Consider the following 12,346-nt stretch of genomic DNA (forward strand, 5'->3'; position numbering starts at 1 on the left):
GCCCGGCGCGCCATTGACGGCGCCGCTGCCCCGTCACTGCCCGCCGGCGCGCTGCCCCGCCGCCGCCCGCCGGCGCGGCGTGTCTCCGCCGCTACCCCAGGATGCCGGTGCCCATCGTGGCCTTGAGGTCCCCGTAGAGGCTGGCCGACTTGGTCACGCGCAGGTGCTCGCCGAGGACCATCAACGTGGAATTGTTGCCCTCCACGAGATTCAGGTACACGTCCGAATCGCCCTTGTTGTTCACCAGGACGCCCTTGAGCCTGGCGATGTTCTCCGGCGTGCACTGATCCGTCCGCATGGTCAGGCGAATCGGGCTGCCCGATCCGTTGAGCCCCAGATCCGGGACCTTCAGGTCGTCGCACACGATGGACAGGCGGTCATCGCGGTACTGGACGCGGGCGCGGGCGAGCACGATGGCATCTTCCGCCACCAGCGTGGACACCATCGCGTACGTGCGGGGGAACGCGAGGATCTCGACGGCCGCACCATTGTGGTCTTCCAGTCCGATGATGGCCCACGGCAGGCCGTCCTTGTTCACGCGGCGGTCGACGCTGGAAATGATGCCGCCGATGACGACCTCCGTGCCGTGCGTGACTTCGCCACCGACGATCGTCGTGATCGCCGTGTCGGTCTGCTGCGCCAGCGACTCCTCGAACCCGTCGAGCGGATGGCCAGACACGTACAGGCCGAGCATCTCGCGCTCGAGCGCCAACTCGTGCTTGCGCTCCCAGTTCTCCTCGGGGATCTTCACCTGGAAGACGTTGTCGGCGTCGTCGCCCGCCTCGTCTCCGCCGCCGAAGTCGGCGAACAGGTCGAACTGGCCCTTGTCCGCGGCCTTCTTCGTCGGCAGCGCCGCATCGACCGCATCCTCGTGGATGAGCGCCAGGCCCTTGCGCGGGTGGCCCATCGAGTCGAACGCGCCGCCCTTGATCAGCGACTCCGTCACGCGCTTCGAGCACGGCAGGGTGTCGATCTTGTCCAGGTAATCGGAGAAGTCCTTGAACGCGCCCTTCTCCTCGCGCGTGGCCACGATCGAATCGACCACGTCGCGGCCGACGTTGCGGATCGCGCCGAGGCCGAAGCGGATGTCGGTGCCGACGGACTGGAAGTTCATCGCCGACTCGTTGACGTCCGGCGACAGCACGTGAATGCCCAGGTGGCGGCAGTCCGACAGGTAAATGGCGGACTTGTCCTTGTTGTCCGACACCGACGTCAGCAGCGCCGCCATGTACTCGGCGGTGTAATTGGCCTTCAGGTACGCCGTCCAGAACGACACCAGGCCGTAGCCGGCGGCGTGCGACTTGTTGAACGCGTAACCGGCGAACGGCAGGATCGTGTCCCACAGCGTCTTGATCGCCGCATCCGAGTAGCCGTTTTTCTTCATGCCGGCCTCGAAGGTGATGAACTCCTTCTCCAGCACCTCCGGCTTCTTCTTGCCCATGGCCTTGCGGAAGCCATCGGCCTGGCCGGCCGTGTAGTCCGCCACCTTCTGCGAGATCCTCATGATCTGCTCCTGGTAGACGATCAGGCCGTAGGTCTCGGCGAGGATGTCCTCCAGCGGCTCCTCGAGCTCGGGGTGGATGGGCACGATCGGCTTCACGCCGTTCTTGCGGTCGGCGTACTCCCAGTGGGCGTTGACGCCCATCGGGCCCGGGCGGTACAGCGCGAGCGCCGCCACGATGTCGTTGAACTCCGTCGGGCGCATGCGCTTGAGCAGCTCGCGCATGCCGCCGCCGTCGAGCTGGAACACGCCGAGGGTGTCGCCGCGCGCCAGCAGCTCGTAGGTCGGGCCGTCGACGACGTCGAGGGTATCCAGGTCGATGTGCTCGTCGCGGTTGGACTGCACGTTTTCCAGGCAGTCGCCGATGACCGTCAGGTTGCGCAGGCCCAGGAAGTCCATCTTCAGCAGGCCGATGGCCTCGCACGCCGGGTAGTCCCAGCCGGTGATGATCGCCCCGTCCGCCGGGCGCTTCCACATGGGGATGTGGTCGACCAGGCGCACCGACGCCATGACCACGGCACACGCGTGCACGCCGGTCTGGCGCACCACGCCCTCCAGCCCGCGCGCGGTCTCGTAGATCCGCGCGACGTCGGCGTCGGTCTCGATGAGCTGGCGCACCTCCGCCGCCTCGCCGTAGCGCTCGTGCGACGGGTCGACGATGCCGCCCAGCGGGATGTCCTTGGCCATGATCGGCGGCGGCAGCGCCTTCGTGATCCGGTCGGCGATCTGGTAGCCCGGCTGGCCGAACTGCACGCGGGCGGAGTCCTTGATCGCCTGCTTCGTCTTCACGGTGCCGAACGTCACCACCTGCGCGACCTTGTCCTCGCCCCACTTGTCGGCGGCGTAGCGGATCATCTCGTCGCGGCGGCGGTCGTCGAAGTCGATGTCGATGTCGGGCGCCGACGGGCGCTCGGGGTTGAGGAATCGCTCGAACAGCAGCCCGTGCTCGATGGGGTCGATGTTGGTGATCCACGTCGCGTACGCCACCAGCGAGCCGGCCGCCGAACCACGGCCCGGCCCGACCTTGATGCCGATGTCGCGGGCGTGCGCGATGATGTCGGCGACGATGAGGAAGTACGACGGGTAGCCCTTGCCGTCGATGACCTCGATCTCGTACTCCGCGCGGCGGATGTACTCCTCCGGCACCTCGCCGCCGTCGAAACGCTTGGTCAGCCCGTCCATGACCTGGTGCCGCAACCACGTGGTCGGGGTCTCGCCCTCCGGCACGTCGGCCTTGGGCATGCGGTCGTGGGGGTGCTCCTCCCAGATCTCGTCGTAGTCGCCGACGCGCTCGGCGATGAGCAGCGTGTTGTCGCACGCCCCCGGCACCAGGGTGTCCCAGGTCTCGCGCATTTCCGCGGCGGTCTTGATGTAGTAGCCGTCGCCGTCGAACTTGAAGCGGTCCGGGTCGTGGAGGGTCTTGCCGGTCTGCACGCACAGCATGGCCTCGTGCGCCTTCGCCTGGTCGCGGGTGACGTAGTGGCAGTCGTTGGTCACCACCGGCGGCAGGCCGAGCTTGCGCCCGATCTCCAGCAGCTCGGTGCGCACGCGGGTCTCGATGTCGAGCCCGTGGTCCATGAGCTCGAGGAAGTAGTTGTCCTTGCCGTAGATGTCCTGCCACATGCCCGCCGCCGCCAGCGCCTCGTCGAACTGCCCCAGGCGCAGGCGCGTCTGCACGTCCCCCGACGGGCAGCCGGTCGTGGCGATGATGCCCTCGGCCCGCTCCGCGATGATTTCCGCGTCCATGCGCGGGTACTTGCCCAGCTGCCCCTCGTACGACGCCATCGACGACAGGTAGAAGAGGTTGTGCAGGCCCTGCACGTTTTCCGCCAGCATCGTCTGGTGCAGGTACGAGCCGCGGCCCGAGACGTCGTCGCCCTTCTGGTGCGGGTCGCCCCACGTGATGCGGCTCTTGTTGAACCGGCTTTCCGGCGCCATGTACGCCTCGATGCCGATGATCGGCTTGACGCCCTTCGACTTCATCTGCCGGTAGAACGCGTTGGACCCGAACATGTTGCCGTGGTCGGTGACGCCGACGGCGGGCATGCCCTGCCGCGAGACCTCGTCGGCGAGCAGGTCGATCTTCGCCATCCCGTCCAGCATCGAGTACTCGGTGTGGTTGTGGAGATGCACGAAGCTGGAATTGGCCATGGCTCCGGATTGTAGGCGGTGCCCCGGATCGCGGGCCAATGGCCACGAAAACAGAAGCAAAATAAAGCCCTACCTGCATATATCCATGTTCGCAGACGTGTGCAAGGTCACGTTATCGAAACTTTACAATCCCCGACCCCGCCCCCATACTTGAGCGCATCCTCACGTTTTCCCGCGGACGCCCCGCGGGACGGCGTACCCGCCCGGACCTTCCGGCCGGGCCCTCCAAGGAAAGGACACGCGATGTTCGCTCCCCTGCCCGACGGCATCTACTCCCTCTTCCCCGCCCAGGCCCTGAACAACGCCATCGCCTCGATGGACCGCCGCCCGGTCGCGGCCGGCTACCTGGCCGACGGCGACGTCGTCTCCTCGGAGATCGACGCCACGCGCTACACCTGGCTGGTCTAGCCTCCCGCGCGCGTCCCCGCATCACCTCCGGGTGGTGCGGGGATTTTTGCTTTGCGACGGCCACCGCCCCCTCCATCCGCCCCTCATCCGGCATTCGCCCCCACCCCCTCGACCTTGACAAACTTCGCGGATTCGTCCGCGCCTTTCCGGCCGACGGCGTAACCTTTTCCGCATGAACGCACCGGCCCTCCCCGCACCCGAACCCGTGCCCCGGCAGCTCCGGGCGGCGGTCGCCGACGAGCGCCTGCCCGCCCTCGTCGTCGACCTCGACGCCGTCGACGCCAATGCCGGCGACATGCTCCGCCGCGCCGGCGGCACGCCCATCCGCGTGGCGTCGAAGTCGCTGCGCATCCCCGAGCTGATCAAGCACGTCCTGGCCAAGCCGGGCTTCCAGGGAGTGCTGGCCTACACGCTGGCCGAGGCCCTCATGCTCTACGCCGAGGGCGTCAGCGACGACATCCTCGTGGCCTACCCCACCACCGACGAGGCCGCGCTGGCGGAGCTGGCCGCCGACGCCGGCGCGCGGGCGGCCATCGCGATCATGGCCGACTCCGCCGAGCAGCTGCCCGCCTTCGCCCGCCACGCCTCCGAGGACGCCCCGCTGCGGGTGTGCCTGGACATCGACGCCTCATGGAAGCCGGCGCCGGGCGTGCACATCGGCACCCTGCGCTCCCCCGCGCACTCTCCCCGGCAGGCGGCGGACCTCGCCCGCGCCGTCGATTCGACGCCGGGCCTGCAGGTCATCGGCGTGATGATGTACGAGGGCCACATCGCCGGCCTCGGCGACGCCGGCACCGGCCCGCGCGACGCGGGCATCCGCGTCATGCAGAAGCTCTCGCGCAAGGAGCTGGCCGCGCGCCGCGCGAAGGTCGTCAAGGCCGTCGAGGCGGCCGTGGGGCCCCTCGAGCTGGTCAACGGCGGCGGCACCGGATCCCTGGAATCCACCTGCGCCGAGCATGCGGTCACCGAGGCCGCGGCCGGCTCCGGGTTCGTCGCGCCGACGCTGTTCGACAACTACCGCGCCTTCACGCTGCGCCCGGCGAGCTGGTTCGTCCTGCCCGTCGTCAGGCGCCCGAAGAAGGACACGGTCACCGTCGCCGGCGGCGGCCGCATCGCCTCCGGCCCCGCCGGCGACGACCGCCTGCCCAGCGCCGTGTTCCCCGAGGGCCTGGCCTTCGCCAAGGACGAGGGACCCGGCGAGGTGCAGACGCCGCTGACCGGCAATGCGGCGATGTCGCTGCGCATCGGCGACCCCGTGTGGTTCCGCCACACCAAGGCCGGCGAAACCGCCGAGCACGCCAACGAGGCCATCGTCGTCTCCGACGGCGCCATCATCGGCCGCTGGGCCACCTACCGAGGGAAGGGACTGATTTACACGTGAGCGGCAAAACCTGGAGCAATTGGTCGGGCACCCAGACATGCGTGCCCGGGGCGGTCCATCAGCCGGCCGATGCCGCGGAAGTCGGGCGGATCGTGCGCGACGCGGCGTCGTCGCAAAGCACCGTCCGTCCCCTGGGCGCGGGCCATTCGTTCACCCCGGTCGCCGTCACCGACGGCCACCGGGTGCAGCTGGACAAGATGACCGGTTTCGTCGGCTCCGACGCCGACGCCGGCACGGTCACCCTCCGCGCCGGCACCCGCCTGCGCGACGTGCCCGGCATCCTGCGCCCGCGCGGCCTGGCGCTGGCCAACCAGGGCGACGTCGACCCGCAGGCGCTGGCCGGTGCGGTGTCCACCGGCACCCACGGCACCGGGCTCGGCTTCACCGGGTTCGCCGGGATGGTCAAGGGATTCCGCATCGTCGGCGCCGATGGCGAAGAGGTCCACGCCCACGAGGGCGCACCCGGCACCGCCGGCGAGCTGTTCCGCCTGGCGCGCCTGGGCCTCGGCGTCTTCGGCGTGATCACCGAACTGACCCTGGAGGGCGTGCCCGCCTTCCGCCTGTCCGCCGACGAGCACGCCGAGGACTTCGACGAGGTCCGCCGCACCTTCCCCGAGCGCGTCGCCGCCGTCGACCACATGGAGTTCTACTGGTTCCCCGGCACCGACCTGGCGCTGGTCAAGGAGAACACGCGGCTGCCCGGCGTCGAGGACATGGAGTCCGCCCACGACCCCGGCCTGCTGGGGCGCGCGGGCGAGTTCATCGCCGACGAGGTCATCAACAACGCCGGCCTGCTGGCCATGTGCGAGGCCGCCAAGGCTGCGCCGAAGCTGACCCGCACGCTCAACGCCTTCGCCGCGAAGACGGTGTCCACCCGCCGCTACGTCGACGAGGCCCACAAGGTCTTCGTCTCCCCGCGCCGCGTGCGCTTCTCCGAGATGGAATACGCCGTGCCGCTGGAGTCGCTGCCGGAGGTGCTCGACGAGGTCCGCCGCACCATCGACCGCCACCGCGCGTGGGTGTCGTTCCCGCTGGAGATCCGCGCCGCCAAGGGCGATGACGTCGCCCTGTCCACCGCCTATGGCCGCGACAGCGCGTACATCGCCGTGCACCGCTACCACCGCGAGGACTACCGCGCGTACTTCGATCTGCTGGAGCCGATCTTCCTCGCCGCCGGCGGCCGCCCGCACTGGGGCAAGCTGCATACGCTGGGCGCGGAGCAGCTGCGCGAGCGCTACCCGCTTTTCGACGACGTCGCCCAGCTGCGCCGCCAACTCGACCCCAACGGCGTCTTCCTCAACGACCACCTGCGGGGGCTGTTCGAGGGGTAAAGGCCGGACGCGCCGGGCGCCGGGTAACGCCGGCGCCGGCCGCCCGGGGCCCGGGGCCCGGCACTTCTCCCGGGGCGCGCCGGATCAGCCCGCGTGGCGTTCGGCGCGCTTGCGCCGGCGGTTGCGCCCGTGGCGCAGCAGGATGTCGGTGACGAACACCGCCACGGCCACCCAGATGATGATGTAGCCGATCCACCGCGCCGGTTCCAGGTGCTCGCCGGCGATGAAGATGGCGATGCTCATCTGCATCATCGGCGTGATGTACTGCATCAGGCCGATGGTCGACAGGGGGATCTTCTTCGCGCCGATGCCGAAGAGGAGAAGGGGCAGGGCCGTCGCAAAGCCCGCGGACACCAGCAGCAGCGCATGCCCGGGCCCGTGCGCGGTGAAGGTCCCCGTGCCCTGCTGGCCCAGGTAGACGAGGTAGGCGATGGCCACAGGCGTCATGATCGCCGACTCCGCCGTCAGCGAGGCCGTGGCCGACAGGCTGACGCGCTTCTTCATCAGGCCGTAGAAGCCGAAGCTGAACGCGAGCAGCAGCGCCAGGACCGGCGGCCGGCCGACGCCGATGGTCAGCACGACCACGGCGACCGCCGCGATGGCCACCGACCACTTCTGCAGCACCGTCAGGCGCTCCTTGAGGAAGATGACGCCCAGCAGCACCGACACCAGCGGATTGATGAAGTAGCCCAGCGCCGCCTCGGCGATGTGGCCCGAATTGACCGCGTAGACGTAGACGCCCCAGTTGACCGCGATGAACAGCGCCGCCGCGGCGACGATGCCCCACGTGCGCCGCGACGCCGTGCGCAGCTCCGGCCACTTGCGCATGATCGACAGGACCACGGCCATGACCACGAGGGTCCACACGAACCGGTGCGCCAAAATCTCCACCGGGCCCGCCGGCTGCAGCAGCGGGAAGTACAGCGGGAACGCGCCCCACAGCAGGTAGGCGAGGAATGCCTGGATCACAGCGGCGCCGCCTCTGGGTCGGGTGCGGGCTCGGGTGCGGGAGAGGGTTCGGGAGCCGGCGCATCCGGCGCGCCCTCGGGTGCGGGAGCCGGGACCGGGTCGGGCCCGGGCTCCGGCAGCGGCAGCGGGCGCACGCCGAAGCGGCCGATCACCGCGTCGGCGGCCAGCGCCTCCACGGCGGCGACGCCCGGCCGGCCGGCGATGGTGCGCAGCTGGTCGAGGGTGCCGCGCACGAGCAGGCCGGTCAGATTCGCGTCACCGGTTCCGCGCACGACGGGGCCGGCCGAGCGGCGCAGCAGGTCCAGCTCGCGCTCGATGACGTCGGCCCTGGTCTGCCCGGCGACGGGCTCGGGCAGGCTGCGCGAGACGATCTGGCCGACGTACATGGTGCCCGCGCGCAACCCGTCGAGGCCGTCGACCGCCGCCGCGGCCGCCGCCGGTTCGGCGGGCGGGTCGAAGGACACCAGCGCCCAATGCGCGTCGCCGGGGCCGGAGGCCATGCCGTCGGCCTGCGCCGGCGGATCGGCCAGCGTGCCCGCGGCACGGGCGGCGTAGGCGGCGACGTCCTCGCCGGAGTCCATGCCCACGAAATCGCCGTTGACGTTCATGGGCGCGCTGGTGCGGTCGGAGCCGGCCATCATCATCAGCGCCACGGCCAGGCCGAGCACGCAGACGATGGCGATGACTGCGGCGATCGGGCTGACGCCCTCCCCCTGCTTCTGCTCCGGTTCGGGGGCCCGGTGGCGGCTCACTGCGCCCTCAGCACGTCGAGCGCGTGCTGGAGGTCATCGGGGTACGGGCATTCGATCTCCATCCAGCGCCCGTCGGCGGGATGGCGGAATCCCACGTTGACGGCGTGGAGCCACTGGCGGTTCAGGCCGAGCTTGGCGGCCAGCGCCTCGTCCGAGCCGTACATGGGGTCGCCGCAGCACGGGTGGTTGAGCGCGGAGAAGTGCACGCGGATCTGGTGGGTGCGGCCGGTTTCCAGCCCCACCTCCAGCAGCGTCGCCGGCGCGAAGGCCTCGAGGGTCTTGTAGTGCGTCACGGCGGGCTTGCCGTCGCGGCGCACGCAGAAGCGCCAGCCGGCCGAGGGGTGCCGGCCGATGGCGGCGTCGATGGTGCCCGACGACGGATCGGGGTGGCCCTGCACCAGCGCGTGGTAGGTCTTGGTCACCTCGCGGTTCTTGAACGCCCGCTTGAGCACCGAGTACCCGCGTTCCGAGCACGCCACGACCATGACGCCGGAGGTGCCCACGTCGAGGCGCTGCACGATGCCCTGGCGCTCGGGCGGCCCGGACGTCGAAATGCGGAATCCCGCCGCGGCCAGCCCGCCGATGACGGTCGGCCCGGTCCAGCCGACCGACGGGTGCGCGGCGACGCCGACGGGCTTGTGCACGGCGACCAGGTCGCTGTCGTGATAGAGCACGTCCATGCCCTCGACCAGCTCTTCCTTGGGCATCAGCGGCGCCTTGACCTCGGGCAGCAGCACCGACAGCCACGCGTCCTCATGGAGCCGGTCGGACTTGCCCACGGTCGCGCCGTCGACCTGCACGTCGCCGGCTTCGGCCAGCTCGGCGGCCGCGGTGCGCGACAGGCCCAGCAGCTTCGCCAGCCCGGCATCGACGCGCATCCCGGCCAGGCCCGGCGGCACCGGCATCTGCCTCGTCTCACGCATCGGCGCCACGCTCCCCGGAGCCCTCGGGTGCGGGGCGGTCGGCATCGTCGTCACGCTTTACGACGCCCCCACCGTCCCCCTTCCCTGCCTTCTTCTTCGAATCCCCCGTCATCTCGTCGACGTCGGGCGAAAACATGATCCACGCGGCGAGGATGACCACGCCCACGGTGATCGCGGCATCGGCGAGGTTGAACACGGCGAACCCGCGCACCGACAGGAAATCGACGACGTGGCCGAAGTAGAACGACGGGTCGCGGACGAGGCGATCGATGAGATTGCCCGCCGCGCCACCGGCGATGAGGCCCGCGGAAATCGTCGGCCACGGCGTGCGCAGCCACTTCGAGGCGATGGCCACCGCGACGATGAACGCGATCTGGATGGTCGTGAACAGCCACGTCGACCCGGTGCCCATGGAAAACGCCGCACCCGGATTGCGCAGCAGCGTCAGCTGGAACCACTCGCCGAGGATGTCCACCGGAGCGCCGCCCTCCAGCGCATCGACGGCGACGATCTTGGTCACCTGGTCGATGGCGGCCACCGCCAGGATCGTCGCCACCAGCAGCCCGCGCTTCGGGCGCAGGGCCGACCACCTCCGGGCGGGGGCGGGGTCGGGCGGGGAACTCGTCGCTGATCCTGGGGTGCGGGAATTGGTCACCCGCCCATCATCTCCCATGTCCCCCGTTCGGGGCCAACGGCCCGGCGACGGTAGCCTGGTCCGGGTGAAGATGCGTCGTCTTGCCCCCATGTTGCTCGCCGCCGGCCTGGTCCTGTCGGGCTGCGGTTCCGGCTCCGCGCCGGAGACCGCGCCGGTGCCCCTCGAAGTCCCCACCGTCACGCTGGCCGATGCCGGCGAGGGCGCGCGCGACGTCGTGGAATGGGCCGACGACGGGGCCGAGCAGGAGACGTCGATCGTGGTGACGCAGGGCTTCACCCAGCGTGCCGAAGGCCCCGGCGCCGACGAGTCGGCGAACACCACATCGCCGGACACGCGCCTGGAGCTGCCCGTGACCGTGACCGCATCGGGTTCCGGCGACGAGCGTTCCGCCGAGGCCGAGGTCGGCGTCCCCTTCGGCTCGAATGCGGAGCTCAACGAGGACATCGCCAGCGCCGAGGGCTTCGTGGCCGCGTGGAAGGGCGACGCCACCGGCCGCATGCTCGAGCTGGAGGTCGGCGCGCCCGAGGAGGCCACCGACACCGCTCGCGCGGGTGCCGAGGCGGCGCTGCTGCAGTGGGCGCGCCTGCCCATCGTGTTCCCCTCCGAGCCGATCGGCGAGGGTGCGGAGTGGACGGTCGACGCCCACGTCGGCGGCGATTCGTCGCTGCGCCAGTCCATCACCTACACGCTGGCCTCCCGCGACGGCGACCAGGTGGAGCTCGACGTCGAGGTCGAGCAGACGCCCACCGTCACCGAGCTCGATTCCGGCGACGGCGTGACCCTGAAGGTCGTCGATTCCGGAACCGAGACCCGTTCCGGCGAGCTGAGCATCGATCTCACGTCCCCGCTGCCCACGTCCGGGCTCATCGACTACGTCACCACGGTGACCTACGGCGACGCTGCCGGCGAGGAGTCCGGCACCCGCATCATCCAGCAGACCCACCGCGCGGTGCAGTTCGGCAAGTAGCCGCTCAGATTCCCCCGGCACCCGGCACCCGACACTCCCGCCCCACGCGGCTCTGCGGCACCCAGCGCCCCCTCCGCACCACTCGATGCTCCTCGACACGTGGCCGTACTGCGTGGGAGGGCTCGGGCATCCTCGAAAAGTCGTTGGTGCCGCCCCATCGATTCAATCTCGCGGCATCCGTGGTCCTTCCGTCGGCCACGAAAACTCTGAGATTGAAGAATAGGGGGTCCGGAAATTCAATCTCGTGCACATCGTCGCCGCTTCCGGCGCCACGAAAACTCTGAGCTTGAATAGGTTCTACTCAGGTGCGCCCCACGCCGCAGTGCACCTTGCTTGACGACGCCCAACGCCCCCGTGACCAGCACAAACAAAAGAAGGGCGCTGTGTGCCCCTCAGCGCCGTTGGCCGGTGCCGGAGTGCGCACAGCGGACGCCAACGCGGCTTTGGGCCATGTGGCCGACGGCCAATGCCGCCCAACGCAACGAGGCCCCGCTCCCACTGTTCCTGGGAGCGGGGCCTCGGAGTAGGGCCGGTGCAGTGCCGGTGTCGTGCCCGTTGCTCGACGCCGACTACGGCGAACCGGCTACGCGCAATCGGTCATCCGGTAACGCTTAGGCCGGGGGCGCCGGCGGAGCCTCCGGAGCCGGGGGCGCGTCAGCCGGGGGCGCCGGCGGGGCCTCGGGGGCCGGGGGCGCATCGGCCGGCGGGGCCGGCGGAGCTTCGGGGGCCGGCGGCGCGGGCTCGGCCGGCGGGGCGTCCGGCGCGGCCGGGTCACCCTCGGGCGCCGGCGGCGGGGGCTCGACGCCCTCCGGCAGGCACATCGGCGGCACCTGATCCGGGGCGACGTTCTGCACCAGCGTGCACGCCCAGGTCTGGGACAGCTTCCACTGGCCGTCGATGTTGCGGAACTCCACGCCCTCGATCAGCTGCGGCGGCTGCTCCGGCAGGATGAAGTTCACGCCGGCCAGCACGGCATCGGGCGTGTACCCCGGCAGCACGGGCTCCACGACCTCGAGGGTCGCGCCCGACTCCTGCTTGGAGCGCGTCATGACGTCGAAAAGCTCCGCGGCGTCCTCGCCGTTCTCGACGGTCTGGGCCTTCTCCTCGGCCGGCAGCGCCGGGTCGGTGGCGCGGGCCAGGATGTCATTGAGCTCCATGGCCGTCGGGAACGCCGCGACCTCGGACGCAGACGTCGTGGTCGTGGTGGTCTCTTCGGTGCCTTCGCCGTTGTCGCCGCACGCCGCGAGGGACAGTGCTGTGGCTCCCGCGATCAGGGTCGCGGTCAGGCTGCGGTGGAACTTCATCTCA

The 12,346-nt window shown here is 70.4% G+C and carries 10 protein-coding genes; 4 read left to right on the forward strand and 6 right to left on the reverse strand.

All coding sequences use genetic code 11. The features are described 5' to 3' along the window. Nucleotides 1-91: 91 nt before the first annotated feature. A complete protein-coding gene (gene dnaE, locus ACFWGD_RS03425; RefSeq protein WP_377777143.1) occupies nucleotides 92-3,652 on the reverse strand; it encodes a DNA polymerase III subunit alpha in 3,561 nt (1,186 codons plus the stop codon). Nucleotides 3,653-3,895: 243 nt separating this feature from the next. Between dnaE and ACFWGD_RS03430 the strand changes: the two genes are divergently transcribed. The 3 genes from ACFWGD_RS03430 to ACFWGD_RS03440 all read left to right on the forward strand — a co-directional run bounded on the left by ACFWGD_RS03430 (nucleotide 3,896) and on the right by ACFWGD_RS03440 (nucleotide 6,772). After that, nucleotides 3,896-4,060, forward strand: coding sequence for a hypothetical protein (locus ACFWGD_RS03430; protein ID WP_377777145.1), 165 nt, complete (start codon nucleotides 3,896-3,898; stop codon nucleotides 4,058-4,060). Between the two features lie 172 nt (nucleotides 4,061-4,232). Next, complete coding sequence (locus ACFWGD_RS03435; RefSeq protein WP_377777146.1) at nucleotides 4,233-5,441, forward strand: alanine racemase; 1,209 nt, start codon at nucleotides 4,233-4,235, stop codon at nucleotides 5,439-5,441. After that, entirely contained in the window at nucleotides 5,438-6,772 is a 1,335-nt protein-coding gene (locus ACFWGD_RS03440) for a D-arabinono-1,4-lactone oxidase (RefSeq protein ID WP_377777148.1), read from the forward strand. Before ACFWGD_RS03435 ends, ACFWGD_RS03440 begins: the two co-directional genes overlap by 4 nt. Nucleotides 6,773-6,856: 84 nt before the next feature. On the opposite strand, the gene rarD is transcribed toward ACFWGD_RS03440, so the two are convergent. Genes rarD through lspA form a run of 4 tightly spaced genes read right to left on the reverse strand, consistent with a single transcriptional unit; the run spans nucleotide 6,857 to nucleotide 10,071 of the window. Next, complete coding sequence (gene rarD / locus ACFWGD_RS03445) at nucleotides 6,857-7,741, reverse strand: EamA family transporter RarD (protein ID WP_377777150.1); 885 nt, start codon at nucleotides 7,739-7,741, stop codon at nucleotides 6,857-6,859. Next, complete coding sequence (locus ACFWGD_RS03450; protein WP_377777152.1) at nucleotides 7,738-8,493, reverse strand: hypothetical protein; 756 nt, start codon at nucleotides 8,491-8,493, stop codon at nucleotides 7,738-7,740. Before ACFWGD_RS03450 ends, rarD begins: the two co-directional genes overlap by 4 nt. Continuing rightward, nucleotides 8,490-9,416 (reverse strand): RluA family pseudouridine synthase, encoded by a 927-nt coding sequence (locus ACFWGD_RS03455; RefSeq protein WP_377777153.1) that lies wholly within the window; start codon nucleotides 9,414-9,416, stop codon nucleotides 8,490-8,492. Before ACFWGD_RS03455 ends, ACFWGD_RS03450 begins: the two co-directional genes overlap by 4 nt. After that, complete coding sequence (gene lspA / locus ACFWGD_RS03460) at nucleotides 9,409-10,071, reverse strand: signal peptidase II (protein WP_377777155.1); 663 nt, start codon at nucleotides 10,069-10,071, stop codon at nucleotides 9,409-9,411. The genes ACFWGD_RS03455 and lspA overlap by 8 nt, the downstream gene beginning before the upstream one ends. Nucleotides 10,072-10,141: 70 nt before the next feature. On the opposite strand from lspA, the gene ACFWGD_RS03465 reads away from it, so the two are divergent. Further along, the gene (locus ACFWGD_RS03465) at nucleotides 10,142-11,038 is read left to right on the forward strand and encodes a hypothetical protein (RefSeq protein ID WP_377777156.1); all 897 of its coding nucleotides are present in this window, start codon (nucleotides 10,142-10,144) and stop codon (nucleotides 11,036-11,038) included. Between the two features lie 611 nt (nucleotides 11,039-11,649). Here the strand turns inward: ACFWGD_RS03465 and ACFWGD_RS03470 are convergent. Further along, nucleotides 11,650-12,342: a hypothetical protein gene (locus tag ACFWGD_RS03470; protein ID WP_377777157.1), complete on the reverse strand. Its 693-nt coding sequence runs from the start codon at nucleotides 12,340-12,342 to the stop codon at nucleotides 11,650-11,652. Between the last annotated feature and the right edge of the window lie 4 nt (nucleotides 12,343-12,346).

The organism is Corynebacterium sp. NPDC060344 (assembly GCF_042725215.1).
In the GTDB taxonomy this organism is placed as follows: Bacteria; Actinomycetota; Actinomycetes; order Mycobacteriales; family Mycobacteriaceae; genus Corynebacterium.